19 protein-coding genes are annotated in these 21627 nt (G+C 46.2%); 8 read left to right on the top strand and 11 right to left on the bottom strand.

Going from position 1 to position 21627, the window contains the following annotated elements:
* Nucleotides 1–48: 48 nt before the first annotated feature.
* Both BM243_RS05825 and BM243_RS05820 read left to right on the top strand, forming a co-directional pair.
* Nucleotides 49–1365 carry a D-alanyl-D-alanine carboxypeptidase family protein gene (locus BM243_RS05825; RefSeq protein ID WP_074911309.1) on the top strand — a complete coding sequence of 439 codons (1317 nt, stop codon included), beginning with the start codon at nt 49–51 and terminating at the stop codon, nt 1363–1365.
* Between the two features lie 127 nt (nt 1366–1492).
* Nucleotides 1493–3307, top strand: a complete 1815-nt coding sequence (locus tag BM243_RS05820; protein WP_074911307.1) for a glycoside hydrolase family 10-like protein — start codon at nt 1493–1495, stop codon at nt 3305–3307.
* Between the two features lie 80 nt (nt 3308–3387).
* Here BM243_RS05820 and ppaX read toward each other — a convergent pair whose 3' ends face one another.
* From ppaX to BM243_RS05805, 3 genes are all read right to left on the bottom strand, one after another.
* Nucleotides 3388–4047 (bottom strand): pyrophosphatase PpaX, encoded by a 660-nt coding sequence (ppaX, locus tag BM243_RS05815; protein ID WP_074911305.1) that lies wholly within the window; start codon nt 4045–4047, stop codon nt 3388–3390.
* A gap of 225 nt (nt 4048–4272) precedes the next feature.
* Entirely contained in the window at nt 4273–5493 is a 1221-nt protein-coding gene (locus BM243_RS05810; protein ID WP_074911303.1) for a hypothetical protein, read from the bottom strand.
* Nucleotides 5490–6044, bottom strand: a complete 555-nt coding sequence (locus tag BM243_RS05805) for an RNA polymerase sigma factor (protein ID WP_074911301.1) — start codon at nt 6042–6044, stop codon at nt 5490–5492. Before BM243_RS05805 ends, BM243_RS05810 begins: the two co-directional genes overlap by 4 nt.
* 206 nt (nt 6045–6250) lie before the next feature.
* Between BM243_RS05805 and BM243_RS05800 the strand changes: the two genes are divergently transcribed.
* Nucleotides 6251–7195 (top strand): tetratricopeptide repeat protein, encoded by a 945-nt coding sequence (locus BM243_RS05800; protein ID WP_074911299.1) that lies wholly within the window; start codon nt 6251–6253, stop codon nt 7193–7195.
* Between the two features lie 71 nt (nt 7196–7266).
* On the opposite strand, the gene BM243_RS05795 is transcribed toward BM243_RS05800, so the two are convergent.
* The 4 genes from BM243_RS05795 to BM243_RS05780 form a co-directional block, all read right to left on the bottom strand.
* A complete protein-coding gene (locus BM243_RS05795) occupies nt 7267–7995 on the bottom strand; it encodes an MBL fold metallo-hydrolase (RefSeq protein ID WP_074911298.1) in 729 nt (242 codons plus the stop codon).
* 138 nt (nt 7996–8133) lie between these two features.
* Entirely contained in the window at nt 8134–8886 is a 753-nt protein-coding gene (locus tag BM243_RS05790; RefSeq protein WP_074911296.1) for an amino acid ABC transporter ATP-binding protein, read from the bottom strand.
* A gap of 18 nt (nt 8887–8904) precedes the next feature.
* The gene (locus BM243_RS05785; protein ID WP_074911294.1) at nt 8905–9564 is read right to left on the bottom strand and encodes an amino acid ABC transporter permease; all 660 of its coding nucleotides are present in this window, start codon (nt 9562–9564) and stop codon (nt 8905–8907) included.
* 29 nt (nt 9565–9593) lie between these two features.
* The gene (locus tag BM243_RS05780; RefSeq protein WP_074911292.1) at nt 9594–10406 is read right to left on the bottom strand and encodes an ABC transporter substrate-binding protein; all 813 of its coding nucleotides are present in this window, start codon (nt 10404–10406) and stop codon (nt 9594–9596) included.
* 641 nt (nt 10407–11047) lie between these two features.
* On the opposite strand from BM243_RS05780, the gene BM243_RS15115 reads away from it, so the two are divergent.
* Entirely contained in the window at nt 11048–11347 is a 300-nt protein-coding gene (locus BM243_RS15115; RefSeq protein WP_143093544.1) for a hypothetical protein, read from the top strand.
* A 184-nt stretch (nt 11348–11531) separates the two neighbouring features.
* Here BM243_RS15115 and BM243_RS05770 read toward each other — a convergent pair whose 3' ends face one another.
* Complete coding sequence (locus tag BM243_RS05770; RefSeq protein ID WP_074911287.1) at nt 11532–11762, bottom strand: hypothetical protein; 231 nt, start codon at nt 11760–11762, stop codon at nt 11532–11534.
* A gap of 85 nt (nt 11763–11847) precedes the next feature.
* On the opposite strand from BM243_RS05770, the gene BM243_RS05765 reads away from it, so the two are divergent.
* Both BM243_RS05765 and BM243_RS05760 read left to right on the top strand, forming a co-directional pair.
* A complete protein-coding gene (locus BM243_RS05765) occupies nt 11848–12564 on the top strand; it encodes a LytR/AlgR family response regulator transcription factor (RefSeq protein WP_074911285.1) in 717 nt (238 codons plus the stop codon).
* Between the two features lie 17 nt (nt 12565–12581).
* Nucleotides 12582–13850 (top strand): sensor histidine kinase, encoded by a 1269-nt coding sequence (locus tag BM243_RS05760; RefSeq protein ID WP_074911283.1) that lies wholly within the window; start codon nt 12582–12584, stop codon nt 13848–13850.
* Nucleotides 13851–14247: 397 nt separating this feature from the next.
* Here BM243_RS05760 and BM243_RS05755 read toward each other — a convergent pair whose 3' ends face one another.
* Nucleotides 14248–14481, bottom strand: a complete 234-nt coding sequence (locus tag BM243_RS05755; protein ID WP_074911281.1) for a glutaredoxin family protein — start codon at nt 14479–14481, stop codon at nt 14248–14250.
* Nucleotides 14482–14685: 204 nt separating this feature from the next.
* Between BM243_RS05755 and BM243_RS05750 the strand changes: the two genes are divergently transcribed.
* Nucleotides 14686–15657 (top strand): biotin--[acetyl-CoA-carboxylase] ligase, encoded by a 972-nt coding sequence (locus BM243_RS05750; protein WP_074911279.1) that lies wholly within the window; start codon nt 14686–14688, stop codon nt 15655–15657.
* A complete protein-coding gene (locus BM243_RS05745) occupies nt 15654–16226 on the top strand; it encodes a biotin transporter BioY (protein WP_074911277.1) in 573 nt (190 codons plus the stop codon). Before BM243_RS05750 ends, BM243_RS05745 begins: the two co-directional genes overlap by 4 nt.
* Nucleotides 16227–16321: 95 nt before the next feature.
* On the opposite strand, the gene BM243_RS05740 is transcribed toward BM243_RS05745, so the two are convergent.
* Together BM243_RS05740 and BM243_RS05735 are read right to left on the bottom strand one after the other, a co-directional pair.
* Entirely contained in the window at nt 16322–18742 is a 2421-nt protein-coding gene (locus tag BM243_RS05740; protein WP_074911275.1) for a Cna B-type domain-containing protein, read from the bottom strand.
* 464 nt (nt 18743–19206) lie between these two features.
* Nucleotides 19207–21600 carry a VIT and vWA domain-containing protein gene (locus BM243_RS05735; protein WP_074911273.1) on the bottom strand — a complete coding sequence of 798 codons (2394 nt, stop codon included), beginning with the start codon at nt 21598–21600 and terminating at the stop codon, nt 19207–19209.
* Nucleotides 21601–21627: the final 27 nt, after the last annotated feature.

The following is a 21627-nucleotide window of genomic DNA, read 5'->3' as shown; positions in this document are numbered from 1 at the left end:
ATAACTTATTAACACATAGAAAAGATACTACTTTCTGGAGGCGATTGAATGAAAAAGACTCTCTTAAAAATCCCAGCATTTCTTCTACTGCTGCTTCTCCTGTTTCCCGCAGTGGCAGCCCGGGCAGAAATGCCGGAGATCAATGGTTCCTCATCCATCACCTTTGATCTGGACACCAAGGAACTCATTTATACAAAAGACATTGACCGCAAGGTCTATCCAGCTTCCATCACGAAGCTTTTAACGGCTCTCGTCTTTTCGGATGAATACTCAGCGAAGAAAACAGAGTATCTCACCTATCCCCAGGAAGGGAAACTGGTGGTCCCCAACGCCATCTACTGGAACTTAAAAAACATCCCGGTGGGCACAGAGTTTTCCGCAGATGATATGATGCATGCGCTGCTTCTATCCTCCTTCAACGATGCCTCTGTGGTGGTGGCACTCAATGTGGCAGAATCAGAAGCCGCTTTTGCAGAGCTCATGAATGAGAAGGCAAAAGAAATCGGCATGACGAACTCAAACTTCGTCAACGCTTCCGGTCTTCATGATGACAATCACTACACCACTGCCTATGACCTGATGTTTCTTCTGGAAGCTGCCTACAATGATCCCTGGATCCGAGAGGTGGCCAGCAAACAGTCCTATGATTTGAAGACCAAAGATCAGACCTTGGGGCTCATTGAAAGCACCAACAAGCACATTGGACTTCATGGAAACATCATGGGAAAGACAGGATACACGGAGCAGGCAGGCAGATGCTTTGCCGGCGTCTACCAAAGAGACGGAAGAACCCTGGGAAGCATCATCCTCAACTCTCAAAATGACGGAGTAAACATTCTCGTCTTCGAGGACATCCTGAAAGTGGTAAACAGCGCCTTTGAAGAAGACAAGATCATAAAGCTTTCCAAATCTGAAGAAGTGGGTGTCATCACGGTCTCCTACAAGCCCTACTTCATTCTGGGTCCCACCAAGGAAATGGAAGTGCCCGTGAAAGCGGAAGACACCATCTCCTACTATGGAAACGGCGTCAACCTGAGTGAGTCCGAACTGGTTCTTACCTATAAGGAGGTCACAGCAAAAGAGGTGAAAGTGGACTCCATTGTGGGAGAAGCTTCCATCAAGGAGCGCCTTGTGGAAAAGAAAGTGAACCTTCTTTCCACGGTGGATGTGAATAAAAGAATCCTCAAAACCCACCTGCTCAGCTACATCCTCATTGTTCTTGTGAGCATCGCTCTCCTTTTGACCATCCTTGTGATCACCATCAAGAGGCGAAGAAGAAAACTTGCCAGAAGACGAAGGATTGAAGCGGCCAGAAAGAACAAACGCTATGTGGATGAAAGAAGCAAGAAAGGCTTTCTAGAATAAGAAATACCGGGACCGAAGGAATCGGTCCCTTTCTTTTCACAAAAATGTCACTCTTTCCCTTTGATTTCATGCCATACTGTATGCGTAATGAAACAAGATGAAACTTGACCCCTGTGAGGTGAAACGCATGAATCCTACGGAAGAAAAGGATAAGATCCTTCAGTACCCTGAAGAGCTGTCCATTCCGAAAAAGAATAAAAGAAATACAGCGCTCCTGACACTGCTGAGCCTTCTACTGGTTTCCGCACTTCTTCTTGCCTGCAGCGAGATCTTTTCGGACGAACCAGATACCACACCTCTGCCACCACCAGAAACAGAGGTGGAAACGCCCACTGAACCTGAAGTGGAAGAGGAGCCTTACACCCTCCTGCCCGTGGTGAAAGACGAAGACAGTGGAAAATACGCTTTCCGCTCTGCCTGGATGGCTTCTGTGAGGAACTTGGACTTCCCCAAAAAACAGGGCATGACCTTGGATGAGCTGAAACGTGCCTTTGAAAGAAATCTGGACCTCTATGAGCTCTACCGGATGAACGCCGTGATCCTTCAGGTGCGGCCTTCCGGAGATGCTTTATACAGTTCAGAACTGAATCCGCCTTCCATCTACGTCACTGGAGATGTCACAAAAGGTCTCCCCACGGACATCCTCGCCTATGCTGTGGATGCTGCCCATGAAAGAGGCATGGAGTTTCATGCCTGGTTCAACCCCTTCCGGGTCACGGTGGATAAAATGCCGGACCTGACCACGGAAGAGATCCTCGAAACATTGTCCGAGACAAACTATGCAAGACTTCACCCGGAAAAGGTGCTGCGCTTTGATGACAGACTGTTTCTCAATCCCGGAGACCCGGAAGTCAGAACCTTCGTCATAGAAAGCATCATGGAAGTGGTGAGAAACTACGACATCGACGCGGTGCACCTGGATGATTACTTTTATCCCTACAGAAGCTCAAGAGAAAATGAGGAAGGGGCAATGGTCCCCTACTTCTTCGGCGAAGATGGAGAAGATGAAAAAACCTTTGAAGCCCATAAAGGAGATTTCACTGACATCAAAGAGTGGAGAAGAAATAACACCTATGAGTTTATGAAGGAACTAAGCCACAGAGTTCATGACCAGAAGCCCTATGTGAAAGTGGGACTCAGTCCCTTCGGCATCTGGGGACACAGTGAAGAGACCGATGGTCTGGGGTCAGACACCCCCACAGACAGTTCAGAAACCTATCATCACAGTGTCTTTTTAGACTCCAGAAAACTCGTTAAAGAAAATCTTGTGGACTATATCGTGCCACAGATCTACTGGACCTTCGAAGAGAGCGCTGCTCCCTTTGGTACTTTAGCCAGATGGTGGAATGATGTGGCGGAAGGCACCAAGGTGGATCTATACATCGGACATGCAAACTACAAGCTCTATGAGAACATCGAAAATCCAAACTGGGCCATGGGAAGCGTCCTCACAGACCAGATGGCTTACACAAACACCCTAAAAAATGTAAGAGGAAGCGTCTTCTTCAGACTGGGGTATCTTGTGGAAAACAGTGGAGAGTTCTCAGGAACTGGTCAGGAAAACCTCAAGAAAAACAATGAGCACATCAAAACCCACTTCAGCCAGATGGCTGTGGTGCCTGTGAACCGGAATCTCCCGGAAACCATACCGGAAGAGCCGAAAGAGGTCACGCTCAAAAACGATGTCCTCACTTTCCAGGACGGGTACGAGGGCTTTGAAGAAAAAGATAAGACCCGATACTTTATGGTCTACCAGTTTCCAAAAGGAGACCAGAACACAGAAAACCCTGCCTACCTTTTCAAAAAAATTCCGGTGTCACCAGGAACAAAAACCTACAGCCTCAATCATCTGGACACAGAGAACTACACCTATGGCGTTTCTGCCTTCACCAGGCTTCATGCAGAGAGCAGTGTGGTGGTTCCGGATATTCTTGACCAATAGCATCACTCCTGAGATAGAAAAACACCTCGGATTTCCCTAAGGGACCCGAGGTGTTTTTATGTTCTATATTCTCTTCACTTTTAGAATGATCGTACTTCGCGGTTTTTCTCTTCAATGATCTGAAGAAGCTCCCGCAGATCATCCACGGTATAATGTGGATTTGCCCCTTTCAGCACTTCTGGTGCGATGACGCTGTAAGATACTGCAACGGTGGTGGCGCCTGCGGCGTTTCCACATAGAATGTCATAGGTGGCATCCCCCACCATGAGGGTATTTTTCGGGTCGATGCCCCCGGCAAGCTCACAGGCTTTCCATAAGGGATCCGGCTCTGGCTTATGCTTTTCTGTATATTCTGGTGTGACAATGACATCAAAATAATCCAGAAGTCCCAGACAGCTGAGGCTTCTTCTTGCCATACGCTCTCTTTTAGAGGTGACAATACCGAGCTTCAATCCATTTTCTTTCAGCGCTTTCAGCGCTTCCTCCACCCCTACAAAAGAAGTGATCATGGCATCGTGATGCTCTGCATTATAGGCTCTATAGTAGTCCATGATGTCTGTGATGTCCTCCTGATATTTCAGAAGACTTGTGGTGAGAGGCTCTCCAAAGAGGCTATAGATCTCCGCATCCTCCACCTGCATCTTCATCTTATCCGTAAACATCCTCTTGAAGGACTGGTAAATCAGTTCATTGGTATTGGCCACTGTGCCATCCAGATCAAAAAACACTGCTTCTATCATCTATTTTCCACCTTTCCCATCTCATACTTTTCTTCACTTCTCACCTTTCTATCCACTAGGATGTGCTTTATTTATCGGTGAAAAGAAGAAACTGGACTCTTCCATTGTACCCAGTGAGAAAAGATTTGTCCACGAAAGCTCTTCAAAAGCGGAGCATGGTCTTAAACCTTACTCCGCTCTTAAAGATATATATGTCAAATTATAGAATCTAAAGCATCTTTCCACTCAGTTGAAGGAACCGTCATAGGTCGGGAGCCCTGAAAGGTACTCCGATCTAACAGCAGGCACGTAGTAGGCCCCATAGGTATTCATCCCTTCATATTTCAGTGCAGGCACTTCCACCAGGATTCTGTAATATGGCATGAAGAATTCCTCATCATACCCCGTGCGGTAGACAAGCTCCACCCGCCTGATATACTTTCGGCCGGGAAAAGTTTCTGGTACAGAAGTCACATATTTTCCTTGAACAAGGAGATCTCTAGCTTCTCTTTCAGATATGATGGGGTACTCTCCCACTTTCTTGGTGAGATCAGTGCTGAAAATCCTCATGAGAATCATCTCACTCATATTGGATTCGTAGAGATAGGTTCTTCTAAAGGAATAATTTAGAAATTTTCCTTGTGGGTTCTCATGATCTTCATAATAGAAGATTTGATGGTGTCTCTTGCCATAAATGTTCCGGTCTCCCCCCTCTACCGAAGTGACAGGGCTTTTCATCTGAAGAAGATTTTCAAAATTCTCCACAAAATACTGGGAAAGCTTAAAATGTTCTTTCAATGTAGGGTACACCGTGTGAGAACCTTGCTCTTCTACAGGTTTCTCCTTGCTTCTCAGATCATTCGGAATCATCACCGGCGTTTTGAACTGAATGGTAGCACTAAGATCCGGATCCACACTAATGGTATGTTCTTCTGATTCATAAGAGGCTATGGGATAATCCTCTTGGATCCATTCCACAAGAATCTCCTCTTCTTGTATCACCAACCCCACTCTCTCCCCTGCGGAGAGCAGCGCCTTTTTCATCCTCAACAGCTTCTCCTCCATGGTATAGGCTTCACTCTTACTTCCCATGGCATTTTGAAACACTGGAAGGGTATCAAAGTCTCCACTTTCCCAAGGCGCATCATAGTGGATTTCCTCAATGTTCTTTCCCATGAGTCCTTCATAGCCCCAGCCTCCAGCAAATAAACGCTCATAGTCCATATGGAGGATCGGAAGGGTGGAATCAAAGGGTGGTACTTTCACTTCAGGCAAAAGGGAAGTCCTTGCTATGATGAGCGTCAGCACAGCCGCCGCTGCAAGTGAAGCTCCTTGAAACCAAATCGCCTCTCCAACAGTTTTTTTCCTCTTTTCTTTCAATACAGTAGAAACTTCATCATCAAGATCTACCAGAAACGAATCATCCAATTGTCCCAGAAGATCCATCAGTCTGTCTTCTTTTCTCATAAGAAAACCTCCTCCCTCTCAAGCGTTTCTTTCAGCTGAGATCTTAAGCGCCAGAGCTTCGTAGCCGCAGCGCTTTCTTTGATCCCCATTTTTACTGAAAGACTTTTAACGCTTTCCCCATAGAAGTACCGCCTTACAAAGAGCGTTCGCAGATTTTCATCAAGACTTCCAAGAAACGTATGGATTGCTTGTAGGATCTCCTGGTCTTCGGCTTTAAAATCCCCTTTACTGTCTGGAATAGTCTCCAGAAGCTCACTGTGAAGCACATCCAACTCCACATTTCTTTTTAGTGCCCTGCTTTTCCGGTACCGGTCGAGGGCCAGATTTCTCATGATCCTGCTCACATAGGCTTTGAGAAACTCAGGCCTTTCCGGTGGAATACTGTTCCAGGTTTTGAGATAGGTGTCATTTTCACATTCTTCCGTCTCCCTCGCATCATTGAGGATGTTCCTGCCGATCCATCTCAGATGAGCAGAGTATTTTAGCGTCAGCTCTTTAATGGCCTCTTCTGATCTTCTGAAAAACAGATCGATGATTCTCTTGTCTTCCAAAACCGTCCCCCCTATCACTTGAATTTTATCCTTACACTTCAATAGACGTTCTTCTTTTCACTATAGCACAGGTATCTTGAAAGAAATTAAGCTTTCTATAACCCTATTGTGTAATAATCTTCTATAAAGCTTCCCTGTTCAAATATAGTCCGATTCATGTTATGATTTTAAAGAAAAGAAAGTAAATTGAAGTTGAGGAAATGACGATGAAAACAAGAAATCTCCCCATTTTAGATCTCCTGGCCATTGCAGGAATATTTATCCTGATTTACAGCGGATACTCCACGCCGGCAAATCTGCTCATTGGCGCGTATCTTCTCTTTACGGTGTATAGAAACTTCCCGACCCTTCAGGCCACCAAAGGAAGTAGAGCCTATAACGCCGGAAACACCGATATGGCCATGACCTATTTTAAGAAAGCCGTGAAGCATCCTTTTGCCAAGCCCTATATCAAGTCCAGCTTTGGTTACATCCTTCTTCGGGAAGGAAACCTCACAGAAGCAGAAAAGTATCTGGTAGAAGCGGAGAACTCCAAGATGAGAGACCCCAGGTTCCGCTACAACAACATTCTCAACATGGCCATACTCGAGTGGAAAAAAGGAAATCTCCCTAAGGCCATTGACATTGTAGAAGGGATCAAAGAGGACTATAAAAACTCCATCATGTATGAGATCCTCGGTTACCTCTACATCGCGTCAGGGGACTACGAAAAAGCCCTGTCCTTCAATAAAGAAGCCTATGAGTACAATAAGGACGACTATGTCATCACAGACAACCTCGCCCAGTCCTACTTCTTCCTGGGAGACCTGGAGAAGGCGGAAGCCCTCTATGAAAAGGCCATCGACTACATCAAGTTCCCAGAAGCCCATTACTACTATGGGCAGATTCTCCAGAAAAAAGGAGACTATCTGGGTGCCCATGATGCCCTGAAGCGTGCCCTGAGACTGAAAATGTCCTTCCTGTCCATCATCACCAAGGAAGACATCGAAGAGAAGTTTGACGCTTTAAAAAAAGAAATGGCAGAAAAAAACCTCACGCTGGAATCTCTGGAAGAAGAGAAAAAGAGGCGGGAAGAGGAAGCCAAGCTTCTTGAAGAAAAAGCCAAAGAGGAATCAGACGAGAAAGAAACCTCAGAATATAAAGTGGATTAGACTATACCCTGGCAAAGAGAACATCTTTCTTTTTGCCAGGGTATTCTTATGCTCTTTTATGAATACTTACATTAGACTTCATAACTTTTTAGAATCTCTGAAATCTCCGTATCCTCATGGATCTCCTTTGCTTCCGAAAGAAGAATATCCACTTCCTTCTCCGGCAGATGGGTCAGAAGCAGCTTCTTCACACGAGAAGTCTTTGCAATCTCCCCCGCTTCTTTCCCATGGAGATGATGCTTCATCCGGTAGGGCTCCTTGCTTACATAAGTAGCCTCACATAGAAATAGATCCGCATCCTCTGCAGCTTTCAAGATCCCCTCACACATGCCTGTATCAGCAGAATAGGTGAAGACTTTCCCATCTTTCTCAACCCGAAGGGCATAGGTCTCAATGAGATGTTCCACAGGAATGAAAGAAACCTTCATGCCAAAAATCTCCACTGTCTTTTCACTCTCCACAAAATATAACTCAAAAAGATGATTTTTTTCCAGCTTCTCCAATAGCCAAGGCTCCATCTTTGGGGTGTATAAGGGAATGGGCTTTATCTCTTGCCCCATATACTTTAGAGCTTCTCTTTCATACCGGAAGAGAAAAAGATCAGATATATGGTCAAAATGGTGGTGAGTGAGAACAATGATATCAACCTCTTCCAAAGAAAGGATCTTCTTCAAGTTGAATAGACTTCCATTTCCTGCATCAAGGAGTATTTTCTTTCCATCGGATTCCAGAAGATACGAAGAGCAGGCTCCTCCCGGCGTGACGGTGGTAGAACTGTTTCCCAGCACTGTTACTTTCATATTTGCCTCCCAATTTTTTCGTTATTCTAATACATTCTTATTTTTACTATAACAGATTCAGCCTGAACGGAAAGAAAAAAAGAAGCGGAATTCTTCCAAAATCACTTTGGAAACATCCGCTTCTTCTACTGTAATGCTTTATAACACTTTATTGAGGAACGCTTTGGTTCTGTCCATCTTCGGATGGTCAAAAATCTCCTCTGGTGTGCCTTCTTCCACAATCTGGCCTTCATCCATGAAGATGACTCTGGATGCCACTTCTCTGGCAAAGCCCATTTCGTGGGTGACCACCACCATGGTCATGCCCCCTTCTGCCAGCTTCTTCATAACTTCCAGCACTTCTCCCACAAGTTCAGGATCTAAAGCGGAAGTGGGCTCATCAAAGAGCATGATGGTGGGATCCATGGCCAGAGCTCTGGCGATGGCCACTCTCTGCTGCTGACCGCCTGAGAGCTTATTGGGATACTCATCCTTCTTCTCATAGAGACCGACACTTCTAAGAAGGTCTTCCGCCTTCCTCACCAGATCTTTCTCCGAAAGACCTTTTACAAGAGCGGGAGCGATGGTGAGGTTCTGAAGCACCGTGAGGTGCGGGAAAAGATTGAACCTCTGGAACACCATACCAAGGTTTGTGCGAAGCTTTGACGCTTCTTTTTCGGAAAGCTTCAGAAGATCCTCCCCTTCCTCCATATGGCTGATGAGATTGAATCCGATGAACACCTTCCCGGATGTGATGGTCTCCAGCTGGTTCATGCAGCGGAGCATGGTGCTTTTGCCGGATCCGGAAGGACCGATGATGCAAACCACTTCTCCTTCTTCCACCGTCAGATTGATGCCCTTCAAAACCTCCAGGTCCCCGAAAGACTTATGTACATTTTTTAGTTTAATCATAGCGCTTCCTTTCCTCCCCTATTCATAGACCGAGTACTTCTTCTCCAGCTTGTCAAAGACCAGCTGGATGATGGAGGTCACGAAAAGATAGATGACACCGGCATAGATGAAGTACACCCATTCTCCTGATGAGTTGTTCATGACCTGTACGGTCCGTAGAAGATCAAATAAAGAAATGGACGCCACAAGAGAGGTGTCCTTCACCAAAGTGATGAGCTCATTGCCAAGAGGCGGAATGAGTCTTCTGTAGCTCTGGGGAATGATGATCTTGAACATGGCCTGATAATAGGACATGCCCAGAGCCTTCGCCGCTTCCATCTGCCCCTTGTCGATGCTCTGGATGGCCCCTCGGAAAATCTCAGAAAGATAAGCCGCAGAATTTAAAGAGAAAGCGATGAAGGCTGCCAAAAGTGCAGGGATTCTCAAACTGACGCCAAAGACATCATAAGTGAACAGCGGCAGTGCATAATAAAAAACAAAAAGCTGCATGAGCATCGGCGTTCCTCTAAAAATCCAGACATAAAACCAGGCAAGGCCGTTTAAAGCCTTGCTCCTGGAAATTTTGAAAAGCGCGATGACAATGCCCAGAAGAATCCCAAAGAGGACCGAAACTCCTGCAATGAGGAGGGTTCTCTGTGTCCCTTCTACTATACCAAGGACCTGTTCTTGTGTAAGCAATGTACTAAGTCTCCTTCCAATCTATAAACTTATTCTACAACATTGAGCTCTTCATCGATGTTGGAGGTGTAATCTCCACCCATCCACTTCTCAGAAAGCTCTTTCAGTTTTCCTTCTTCCTTTAGCTCCAGAAGTGCAGCATTGATCTTCTCCTGAAGCTCGGTGTTGTCCTTCTTGATGGCCACAGCGATGGGCTCATTGGTCAGCATCACTGGAGAAATCTGGTAGCTTTCAGGCTCATTGGCCACATACTCGATGGCAACGGCATAATCCACAGCAATGGCATCCACATGTCCCGCTTTCATGGCGGAGAAGGTCTGAATGATCTCGTCGTACTTGGTCACTTCAAAGCCCACTTCTTCTGCATACTTCGCTGTAGCAGTATCGGCAGTGGTGCCCAGCTGAACACCCACATTCAGGTCCTTCAGCTCTTCCAGAGAAGAAAGAACCGCATCTTCTTTTCTGTTCAAGATGACCTGTCCATTGGCAAGGTAAGGCTTGCTGAACAGCATGGTCTCCAGTCTCTTAGGGGTCATGCTCACAGCAGCCATGATGACATCATAAGCGCCTGAGTTCATGCCGGTGAAAATGCCATCAAAGGCTGTTGGAACAAATTCCACTTCCATCCCCAGTTTCTCGCCAAGGGCATTGGCCAGATCAATGTCAAATCCGATGAGCTCATTCTTGTCATTGGTGAACTCAAAAGGAGGATAAGTCGGATCGGTACCGATTTTAAGAACAGTCTGCTCACCTTCTCCTGTGCTTTTATCTCCGCATCCAGCCAGGACGCCTGTTACCAGTAATAGAGAAAGTGCCAGTGCTACATATTTTGCTTTTTTCATATTTCATACTTCCTTTCATTTCCATCACGTTTTGATTGAACAGTTTTGATTATAGCACAGTAAATTTCATAAATATACATTTACGTGAATTTTCATTCATTACAAACAATAATGGCAATTTATTGGGAATATCTAAATCTTTAAGCGTTTTCATAAACAAATCTCATAGATACTAGGGAATTATCTGAAAATACCGAGGTTCACCGATGGCATCACCCACCACTAAAATTGCATATACAGTTTTTTATGCACGTTTCCTGCATAACTGTACAAACATTCACAGAATCTGTCATAAACCGGCATACCTTGCCTTCTCTTCGCATGAATAGGTCATGACAAAACCCACAAAAAACATGAAGCCCTTCCGATTCCTCAGAAGGGCTTCATGGGCTATGATTTACAGGGATGAATCCCTGTGCACTCTACTGGATCCATCTGTCTTACTCTGGCTGCTTTCAAGTTCCTCTGCAGTACATCACTGACGCCTGACCGAAGACTTTACACAAGGTTTCCCTGATCCTAAAGCTTCTTCCAGATTGCTTGCACAATTGCACGAATGTGCAGCATCTCCGGCAGGAGGCGTTTCCTTACTTGCTTCACATGAATTCTCTGCATCAGCACTGAAAGAGGACCCCTTCTCGGTGTCCAAAATCAGCCAGACCGGTAGGACAAACGGACGTGGTTTGATTTATCCGATTTCAGAAAAAGCCTTCCGGCAATTTATCACGCTTGATTTATATTTTTCTGAAACTGAATCTGAGTTTATGAAAATCTTTGCTGCATTTTCTTCTTCTTTCGATTCCTCTGCCTCTTGTCATCCCGGTAAAGAAGGATCAGGTTCGCAAAAACAAAAAAACCAGCAAGACCCAGGATTTCACACCGCTGTTTCCAGTAGTCCAGAGCAAGATGCTGTGGGCTATGGTGGCGTCTTCAAAAGATGAGGCATGCTCCACAGGAATTTTTGTAGGTGCCATCTCTGCTTCCTTCCTCTGACTTTCTGACACTTCAGATTCAGAAGGAAAACTCCAGGAAAAAACCGGCTCCTTGAAAAGCCCTGACAGAAGAAGAATCAAACAGAAAACCGCCCCAAGACTTGCACTTAAAAATGCTCTCTTTATTGTCTGCCTACTCATCCGATGATTCTCTCCTTGTTTCGGTTTGTTTTAAAGATGATATACAGGCAGCGACTCCTATACATCTTCCTGTTATTATTTTAAAATAGAAACCTCTTCTAAAAATCGCCACTTCGTGAAATGCATCAAAAACGGCGCGAACTGCATCAGAGGCGAAAACATCTTTGTCTATGACGCTTCTCACTATAATCACAAGCTGATTTTCACGGTTTTTTCTTTCCAATGCCTCTGCACATCCTCTGCAGCAATTGAAAAAGGCGCCTACATGTGTTAAGATTTCATCAATTCTAAAAAAAGGAGAGCCTCCGATGCTTAAAATCGCTCTATGTGATGATGAAACAGTCTACTTGGAAACCACGGAAAAGCTCCTGAGAGAATGGTCCCGCACTGCCAGCATCCCCATGGAACTGGACTGTTTTGACCACGGAGATGCTCTTCTGGCAAAACACAGAATCTCACGCTACGATATTATTTTCCTGGATATTGTGATGCCTCTTCTCAGCGGCATGGACACCGCCAAAGAGCTCAGGCTTCTGGATAAATCTGTGAAGATCATCTTTCTCACCTCTTCTCCAGAGTTTGCCCTCAGTTCTTATTCCGTGCGGGCACTGGATTACCTCATAAAGCCTCTGTCCTACGATAAGATGCAGCAGGTCCTTGAAGAATGTATGGCTCTTCTTTATAAAGAGCCCGACAGCCTCACTTTGAAAACCCCAGGGGGATACCGTAGAATCTATCTCCATGACATTGAGTACCTGGAAGCCCAGAACAAGCGGGTTCTTTTCTACCTCTCAAACTCTGAATGTCTGGAGGTGCTTCAGCCTCTTCATACTTTTGAAAGAGAACTTCCGGACAGCAAAGGCTTCTTTAAGTGCCACAGGAGTTATCTGGTGAATCTCAAAAACGTCCAGCATTTCAGCAGTGTGGAGCTCAGCACAAAATCCGGACGACAGATTCCCATTGCAAGAGGGTACGGGAAGCCCTTTCAGGATACCTATTTTACCCTGATGTTTCAGGACCAGTGAAGGATGGTGGATATGAATTGTTAGAATTTATCCTAGGAATGCTGAACTCCAGCTCTCTGCTTGTCTTTGGCATCTTTGTCTCCGCAGCCATTCTCAGCATCCCCTTCACAAAAAAGAACATTCTGATCCTCTCCCTTCTATGCCTTGGCATCAACGTGGTACAGCTTCTGTTCTATTTTGATGGAGGGCTCCGAAGCGCCCAAAGAGTCTACCCTTTTCACACCCATCTGCCGAACCTGCTCTTTTTTGTCTTCTATTATAAAAAGAACGTTCTGCACAGCATCTACGCCATCACTTCAGCCTATCTATGCTGCCAGCTGAGTAAATGGCTGGGTATTCTGACCTATGCTTTATCAGGAGAGCTTTATGTGGAGTACGGGTTCCGCACCATAGCCACACTGCTCCTCGGGCTCATCATCATCCGGTACTTTGCAGAAACTCTGTCCGTCATCTTGACAAAATCCAGGAAGACCATCGTCATCTTTAGCATTCTTCCTGTATCCTACTACCTCTTTGATTATACCGCCACGGTCTATACTGATCTCCTCTACAGCGGATCTCTTGTGATTCTGGAGTTCATGCCCTTTGTACTCTGCGTAGCCTATCTCATCTTCAGCCTGGTCTACTTCAAAGAGTATGAAGAAAAAATAGAAGCAGAACACCATACCCACCTGATGCATATGAAAAGAGACCAGTTCGAGAAAGAGATCGAATCCATGAAGCGCTCTGAATATGCGGTGGCCCTTCTTCGCCATGACATGAGACATTTTCTCACAAGCATCTCTTCCTTCATTGATCAAGAGGAACCCGAAAAAGCCAAGGAGTACATAAAAGAAGTCATGGCTTTGTCCGATAAGACCGCCCGGATGAAGTTCTGTGAAAATGAGATTGTCAATATGATCCTTTCCTCCTATGAATCCAAAATCAGGGAAGAGAGCATCCAGTTCAAGCACACCATCGAGCTTCCGGAAAAGCTCCCTTTTTCTGATGTGGACTTCACTTCCATCCTCTCCAACGGACTGGAAAATGCCATCCACGCAGTATCCGCTCTGCCTCTGGAAGAGCGCCAGATTTCCTTAAGCCTCAAAATGAAAGAAGAGAAGCTTCTGCTCTCTATCAAGAACCCGTACATCAATCCCGTGGAACTGGAAGATGGCATGCCCAGTACTGCGGTGGAAGGCCATGGTCTTGGCACGAGAAGCATCCGCCATGTGACAGAAAAGCTCCGAGGCAACTGCCAGTTTCTTGCAAAAGATGGAGAGTTTGTTTTACGTGTGGTCCTATAGCTTCTCCTGCTTCTTGCCCCTCTCCTTACCATAAAATGAAATGGATCAAACAAAATAAGGCTTCCTCACTGCGGATCCACCGATCCCAGCAAGGAAGCCTTATTTATATGGAATGATTTAGCAAAAACCATTGCTACTGACTCACAGCTTTCTATGGCCACCGCACCGTCTCCTCTATAAAAAAGAAAACCGTCCTGCTGGCGTCAAGGGAAAGCGCAGGGTTCACCGGGATTTGTTAAAAAATTACCAAAGATAGAATACTACAGATAAGACGCTCCTGTCAAGCCCCTTGCTCCTTCATTTCACCTAAAAAGCCCCATTTCCCATTGATTTCCAGAGAGTATGTACGAGAAAAAAAAGTAAACCTCCTGAGTCCTCAGAAGGTTTTGTATCAGACTTATACGCCCAAAAAATAATTGATCCGTTCTTTGTCAAAGCCTACAATCATTTCTCCGCCAATATCCAGCACTGGAACGCCCATCTGATTTGTTTTCTTAATCATCTCCATGGCCGCTTCCCGGTCTCTGGACACATCTTTCTCTTCAAAAGAAACGCCCTTCTCTGTGAGATAGGCCTTCACTCTGTGGCACCATCTGCAGGTGGGTGTGGTATATACAGTTACCTTTTTCATGTTTCAATTCTCCTTTCTTAAATACCCTATAGGGGTATATTAGCAAATATCCCCTTTTCTGTCAACAGGCCACCTGGTCTCTCCTTTTGAAGAATTTCTGTTCTTTCACTGTTTTTGAGTCAACCATTTATACTTTATCGGTTGACACAAAGAATACTTCCCACTATACTGAGAACTGTAAAAAAACAAAATGAGGTGAACGTGATGGTGAAAGAAGAGCTGCTGAAACTGCTGGAGGAAAACCGTGGAGAGATTCTGCCAGGAAACGATCTGAAGGATGCACTGGGTGTATCCCGAAATGCTGTGTGGAAAGCCATACAGCTGTTAAAAGAAGAAGGACACCATATTGAATCGATAAAGAACAAAGGCTACACCCTCTTGAAGCAGAGTGATGTCTTATCCGTGGGCGGTCTGACGCAGGCTTTGGGAGCACAGCCATCTTATCACGTGGAAGTTTTGGAAGAAGTTCCATCCACCAACACCTACCTGAAAGAAAGCGACGGAAAGAAAAACAACACTCTGGTCTTTGCAAAGAAGCAGACCAAGGGACGGGGGCGTCTGGGAAGAAGCTTCTTTTCGGAAGATCCCGGTGGACTGTATTTCTCACTTCTGAAGATCGAAGATCTTCTCCAATACAATCCAGCCTACGCCACCATTGCCTGTGCTCTTTCCGTACGGGATGCCCTTTCAGAAGTGTCCGGGCTTTCTCTCTCCATCAAATGGGTCAACGATATTTATTATGAGGGAAAAAAACTCGCTGGCATCTTAACAGAAGGCACCCTGGAAATGGAAACCGGAACCCTCTCCAGCCTCATTCTTGGTATAGGCATCAATGTCAACACCGGAAGTTTTCCAAGGGAGCTGGAAGACATCGCCACCTCTCTCTTCATGGAGACAGGACGCACCTATGTGAGGCAGGAAGTGGCAAAAAGCGTGCTTTCCCACCTGGAGAAGAATCTACTTCTAACGAAAGAAAATCCAGACGCTCTTCTCGCCTCTTATAAAAAGCATCTGCTGTATCTGGGTGAAGAAATCACCTTCCTCTACGAAAAGAAGCCACGAATGGGAATCCTGAAAGACCTCACGGCTGAAGGACATCTTCTGGTGGAGTCAGAAGGCTCCCTTCTCACCCTCCACTCCGGAGAAATCAGCATCAGAAAAGGAGACCAAACATGATCACAAAGACCAGACAACCATTCCTCACCACAAAAGAACTGACCCTTCTCCCCCTCTTCACCGTACTCACCGCCGTGGGCGCATTCATCAAGATTCCCCTCGGTGCGGTTCCTGTATCCCTGCAGACGGTGTTTGTGCTGCTGTCCGCACTTTTACTAGGAAAAAAAGCGGCCATATCTCAGGGACTCTATGTGCTTCTGGGTCTTATGGGTCTTCCCATCTTCACTGGTGGAGGTGGCATCGGATACGTTCTTACCCCTACCTTTGGCTACCTCATGGGCTTCATCGCCGCAGCCTTCATAGTCGGCAGCCTCCGGGACCTGACCAGGAAAAAAGACCTTTTCCATCTGTTTCTCTTTTCCGTCCTTGGGGTCATGGTGATCTACACCATGGGTGTCACCCATCTTTATCTTCTGTCCCATCTCCTTTCTGGCGGCAGCAGACTGCCACTTGGGGCAGCCATAAAGTTTGGCGCACTGGTGTTTCTCCCCATGGATCTTCTCTGGTCCTTCTTCGGCGCAAGCCTTGCTGCAAGACTTCTGAAAAACCCTGGTCTTCGGCTGTCCTAAAACCACAACGGAAAGAGCCTCCAACAACTGGAGGCTCTTTCTCTTTGTAGCTCATGATATTTACAGAAGTGAGCGGTTCTCACTTCTGATTTTCCTTATCTTTCTTTCTTCCGTCTCAACGCCTGGCTGCCCACCATGAGGCTGAACAGTCCCAGCACATAGAATGCGCTGCTGGAGGCTTCTCCTGTCTGTGGAAGACTGTCGGTGTCATCATCCTCAGGCAGTGGCAGAGGATCCACATCCTCAATCTCCCCGAACTCGTTGACAATTTCAGTGGTGACTGTCTGATTCTTGTTGAAGAGAATCACCATGCGGTTGATATTGCCCAGCTCATAGCCTGTAGGTGCTTTGGTCTCCACCACTCTGTAAATGCCAAGAGGCAGCACCATGGTGGCAGTACCGTCTTCACCCGTAGTCAGGGTCCCAAGGACCTCCCCTTGTGAAGTGCGCACTTCAAAAACGGCTCCGGAGAGGGGCTGATTGATGTCATTGACCTTCAGGATCCTGAGGGTAGCTCTCTGCTGAATGTTCTTGATGTTGTAACCGCTGTATTCCACATCATAGCCCATGAGATAGTTCTCTTTCACGCTGTAGCTGTATGGCATGCCCATGTCATCAAACCCAGGCACATCCTCAAAGGTGTAGAGCCATTTGTCTTCTTCGTTCTCCGAGACAGTCTTCTCCTCGATCTTCTCCTCACCACGGTAGAGCGCTACTGTAATGGAGGCCGGTCTTCCTCTTAAGTCATCCCAGGTCTTTTCCCCAGAGATGTTGATAAGTTCTGCTCTTCTGTTGATGAGATCATATCCTTCGCCCTGAAGGGTCTCATATCCAGGAACAGGTTCCTCTTTCACCGTGTAGCTGATGGGATTCTCCTCGCTGTCATACTTCGGTGCTTTGAAGCTGTAGGTCCAGCTGCCTTCCACCTCTTTCACGGTTTTGGTGTCCACCGTCCTATCGCCATCCATGAGATGCACCGTAATAGATTCTGGCCTGTCTTCTCCATCATCCATCCAGGTTTTCTCACCGGAGATGGTGACATACTCGATGATGCCGATCCATTTGTTCGTGACCGTCAGGCCTTCTACGGAAGCTTCATAGCCTTCAGGCACTTCCTCTTCCATGACCTCATACAGATGCTTTTTAAAGGTCTCCATGTCATACACAGGAACGGTTCTCTTCTCTTCCCAATCTGGTCCTGCCATGGTCAGGGTCTCATAGTGCTCTCCATCCTGATGAAGCATGATCTCCAGGGTCTCTGGTCTCATTTCCAGAGACTCATCCACCCAGACCTTCTTGACGGTAATCTCTTTCTCATTGGTGAAGGTATTCACGATCTTCATGGAAAGGGTCTTATAGTGCTCGCAGTCTTCTTCTCCTTCCATGGTCCTTGCAGCTTCCACAGGCATACCTTCTTCATAGGTGGTGACATAGCCTTCCAAGGGCTCTTCTTTCAGCGAGTAACTGATCTCTCCCTCTTCATCATATTGAGGGACAAGAAATGCTTCTTTCCAGTTCTCTTCTTCTGACAGCATCCTTTCTTCACCATAAACAGCGCCATTTGCCAGCACTTCATAGGTGATGGATGCTGGTCTGATTTCCTCCACATCCTCCATCCAGATTTTCTCCACAGAAAGCATCATGGCTTTGTGGTTATGGAGATGGAACGTGTTTCCGTCCTTCTCTACAATACCGATGTATCCGTGGGGCACTTCTTCCTCCACCGTATAGGTGATGGCATTTCCATCCTGATCTTTACTGGGCAGATACAGCTGAAGCTCATAGCCTGTTCCTTTTAGTAAAGGCAGGTATGCAGCGGTTTCTCCGTTGGCAAGAAGCGTTGCAACGACATAATGTGGTCTTAATGGGTCCTCCCCGTCATACCAGTGTTTTTTAATGGTCAGCATTTTAAGGTTCTCATTCAGCATCTCCAAAGGATCGATACCTAGAAGTTCTACGATGCCTGAAAGAAACCCCAGGGGATGTGAACCATCGTCAGGCAGGTCCAGCCCCATACAGAAATACTTCATCCATTCCATGTACTGCATAAAGTTCAGGGCACCCAGATCCCCATGATAGGTGGAAAGATCCAGGGTCTTCTCTAATACGGGTGCAGGCGTCTTCTCCTCAGGAAGATCCTCCTTACTCTCTTCTACTGGAACCTCCTCAATAGGCAGCTCCACTTGCTCCTTTTCCTCTGAAGGAGGTGGTGGTTCTTGAGCCTCTACAGGAGGCAACGTTTCCTCTTCTTTCACCACTTCTTCAGGCAGTTGTTCTTCCATCTCTTCTTGTGGCAGTTCTGCTGCAGGTTCTGTTTCCTCCACTGGCAGCATTTCCTTCTCTTCTTCCACCACTGGCGCTTCTTCTACGGATGCTTCTTCCAGCACAGCCGCTGTGGGTGTCTCTTCGGAAGGCTCTGAAAGGTCCTCCGCTTTAATGGACAGTCCGCTCGGAATCAGCAGAAAGGCAGTCAGAAGAATCCCCAGAAAGACTCTGATGCTCTTGTTTCTTTTCATCTTTCTCATCCTCCGTTATCGTCAAAGAAATAACATATTGGATATGTGGCAACACCCTATTTCACCAGAAAGCAACAACCAAAGCTCTTCTATTTCTATATCCCCATTCTATGTCACCCTCTACAGGAGTTCAAGGGAGCCTCTCTTCTTCCCTTCCCGGGAGAACTTTATCCTGTGGATAGTTGACAGTTTGATCTGCATCATATGAAAAATTTATGTACAAATTTAGAAATCCATGATAAAAATTTAACTCGTCATGTTCATTTTTTCATCTGTATTTATACACTCGTGATGACTATCCGCTTTACTTGCCCCTATAACAGATAAATTTGGACCATTCTATGTTCACAGTTCAAGAGGTAAATTCTCTATGAATTTTCCCAATACGTTTTTTCCATGAAAAAGAGCCTTGGAGTAGGAAAGGCATTCTCCTCTCCCCTCTAAGGCTCCAGACGTTCTATGTTTTACAGGGCTTTGGCCATGGCCAGGTTCGCGATGTTTTTGATGTTCTTTCTGATGTCCAGCTCAAAAATCTCATGGGCATTCTCCACATAGGATTTTGTGATGTTCAGAGTGCCTGCCATGATGAATTTCTTTTGGGTGGGGGATGCTCTATACACAAGATCCGACACTTCCTCCAGAGACTCTCTGTACTTCATGTCAGAAATATAGTCCACCAGCTCTTTGTTCACATCCCGGACCTTGCCCTTCAGAAGGTTCTTCTTTTCTGCCAGGTCGTAGGCGATACGAAGAAGCATATAGTTTCTTTCCGTGATGAGGCTTTCATCCTTCTTCATGGTATTGATGACATACCTCAGCGCCTTGGACACATTGTTCAGATAAAAGGTGGTGGTCTCTGTGCCCACCAGGAACGCCAGAAGACTTCTTAAGGTAGTTTCCAGAATGTCCCCTTCAGTCTCTTCGCCGATTTCCAGGAAGGAACCGTCTGCCTGCTGATTCTTCGCAAGAATTCTTAAGAGATTATCCCGGTCATACTTGATGGCCATCTTCGCTTCCTTATGGGTAAGTCCTGTCACCGCCATCTTCTCTCTAATGTTCACATCAAAGCTGTAGGCTGCCTCATCCAGGAAGTATCCTCTGGCCAGATTCTTCATGGTGGACTCTGTCATTTCCATGGGGACAATCTTGTTGAGGCCCATACCCATGACTGGATCTTCTATGGTCTCCATCATAATGAAGCTGGTTTCCTTGGATAAGATGGAATATTCTTTGGAAAGAGCCAGAATCTCTTCTTTAATCTGTTCTTCCTCCACACCTCTCACAAAGCGCTCCTTTTCCACCAGAGACTCAATTCTCTTTCTGGCCCATACTTTGCGGATGAGCTGAGAATTTTCCTCAATCTCCAGTTTGTCCAGGTCGATGTGCATGGTGTAGTCTGTTTCATCCACCACACCACGGATGTCGATGCTGCCGCTGATGACCCCATCCACCAGGGCAAAGATGGTGAACGGTTCTCGGTCATAAAGATAGGTAATGGTACCCGGATAGGTTTTTTCCACCACCATATCCCCAAAGTCAATTTCAGTCACATCCAGCTGTGGATTATGGATTCTGTTGAACTGACGGAGGATGATATCATCGATTCTTTCTCCCTCTTCGATGAACTCAGGACGTCCGTTGCCAACCTCTGCCAAACGGTTGATGAAGTAGCTGTTCACTTCTGTGTCCATGCCGATGGGGAAGATTCTGTGCTGCCCGATGTTGGTGCGCACATACTCCAGAATCTCATCTTCCTCTGCCACAGAATCATCCGTGAACAGGAAGATGGTGCTTTCCTCTTCTTCCAGCTCTCCTTCCCGGATGGCATCCTTCAGGGCTTCGAAGGTGCATTCCCCTTCTCTTGTGGTGAGGGATTCGATCCACTCCGTGGCCGCTTCCAGATTGTCCTTGGTGAACTTCACTTTTCCGGAAGGCGAGAACTTATAGATTTCTTCATTGTAGGCGATGAGATTGAATTTATCTCCCTCTTCCAGACTTCGAAGGGCGATGAGCATGGCGTTTTTCGCTTCCTCCAGCTTAAAGCCTTCCATGGATACGGATGTATCCAGAATGAAAGAGTAGTTTGTGGTGTATTCCACCGGGATATCTGGCAGAGTGGGCACCAGTTTCAGCATGAGGATGGACTTTTCCGTCTCGTCCTCATAATAGCTGTATCCCATACCTGCAGCGGTCTGAGGATGCTCTTCCCGAAGGGTCAGAATAAAGTCATGATCCAGAGTCTGCCCCTTGGTCACAGTGACCTTGGATAAGGTATCATCTTCTCGTTCCACTTTGATCTTATGGCTTGGGGACTTGAAGGCCATCTTGGAATAGGACTCCACCAGAAGAGACAGATAAAAATCAAGCTCCTCCTCGAACTCCTCTTCTTCCTCATCTTCTTCCCTGTAATATACAGGATCCATCACCGATGGAATATACAGAGAAAGAGTATCGTCCTCATAGGTCAGCTGATCCATGTAGCTGATTCTCACATTGACCTTCTCATTGGGCAGAATGTTTCCGATGGTGATGGTGAAATACTCATCGTCCTTCTGCTCCAGAGCCAACGTATTGATGCCCTGCTCCTGACTCTCTTTCAACGTCTTGATCACAGAGTCCCGTTCCTCCACCATGGCCTTCAGATTCCGGCCACCCAGATTCACTTCGATACCTGTGATGAGGGATGTGGATGGCACAGGGAAACTATAGACTCCCTCCATATTCTCTCCGGAGATGTTTTTATAATCCTGGGAAATGGTGTATTCAATGTACTCTCCACAAATATTTCCCGTGACCTCCAGGCGGTTGAGTTTTACCTTCCTGTTGTCTTTTGTGGAAAGACCATATTTTTTCATCATCTGTAGAACCTCCTTAACAAGGCAATC

The sequence above is a fragment of the Proteiniclasticum ruminis genome, assembly GCF_900115135.1.
In the GTDB taxonomy this organism is placed as follows: Bacteria; Bacillota; Clostridia; order Clostridiales; family Clostridiaceae; genus Proteiniclasticum; species Proteiniclasticum ruminis_A.
Note: the sequence above shows the minus strand (reverse complement) of the source record. Positions and strands in the feature narration are given on the sequence as shown.

What these genes read in the sequence shown, in the direction of transcription:
- BM243_RS05735 (WP_074911273.1), bottom strand. Translation starts at nt 21,600, where the DNA reads ATGATGAAAAAATATGGTCTTTCCACAAAAGACAACAGGAAGGTAAAA.
- BM243_RS05790 (WP_074911296.1), bottom strand. Translation starts at nt 8,886, where the DNA reads ATGATTAAACTAAAAAATGTACATAAGTCTTTCGGGGACCTGGAGGTT.
- ppaX (WP_074911305.1), bottom strand. Translation starts at nt 4,047, where the DNA reads ATGATAGAAGCAGTGTTTTTTGATCTGGATGGCACAGTGGCCAATACC.
- BM243_RS05810 (WP_074911303.1), bottom strand. Translation starts at nt 5,493, where the DNA reads ATGAGAAAAGAAGACAGACTGATGGATCTTCTGGGACAATTGGATGAT.
- BM243_RS05780 (WP_074911292.1), bottom strand. Translation starts at nt 10,406, where the DNA reads ATGAAAAAAGCAAAATATGTAGCACTGGCACTTTCTCTATTACTGGTA.
- BM243_RS05750 (WP_074911279.1), top strand. Translation starts at nt 14,686, where the DNA reads ATGGTGAAAGAAGAGCTGCTGAAACTGCTGGAGGAAAACCGTGGAGAG.
- BM243_RS05820 (WP_074911307.1), top strand. Translation starts at nt 1,493, where the DNA reads ATGAATCCTACGGAAGAAAAGGATAAGATCCTTCAGTACCCTGAAGAG.
- BM243_RS05800 (WP_074911299.1), top strand. Translation starts at nt 6,251, where the DNA reads ATGAAAACAAGAAATCTCCCCATTTTAGATCTCCTGGCCATTGCAGGA.
- BM243_RS05825 (WP_074911309.1), top strand. Translation starts at nt 49, where the DNA reads ATGAAAAAGACTCTCTTAAAAATCCCAGCATTTCTTCTACTGCTGCTT.
- BM243_RS05795 (WP_074911298.1), bottom strand. Translation starts at nt 7,995, where the DNA reads ATGAAAGTAACAGTGCTGGGAAACAGTTCTACCACCGTCACGCCGGGA.
- BM243_RS05740 (WP_074911275.1), bottom strand. Translation starts at nt 18,742, where the DNA reads ATGAAAAGAAACAAGAGCATCAGAGTCTTTCTGGGGATTCTTCTGACT.
- BM243_RS05755 (WP_074911281.1), bottom strand. Translation starts at nt 14,481, where the DNA reads ATGAAAAAGGTAACTGTATATACCACACCCACCTGCAGATGGTGCCAC.
- BM243_RS05745 (WP_074911277.1), top strand. Translation starts at nt 15,654, where the DNA reads ATGATCACAAAGACCAGACAACCATTCCTCACCACAAAAGAACTGACC.
- BM243_RS05765 (WP_074911285.1), top strand. Translation starts at nt 11,848, where the DNA reads ATGCTTAAAATCGCTCTATGTGATGATGAAACAGTCTACTTGGAAACC.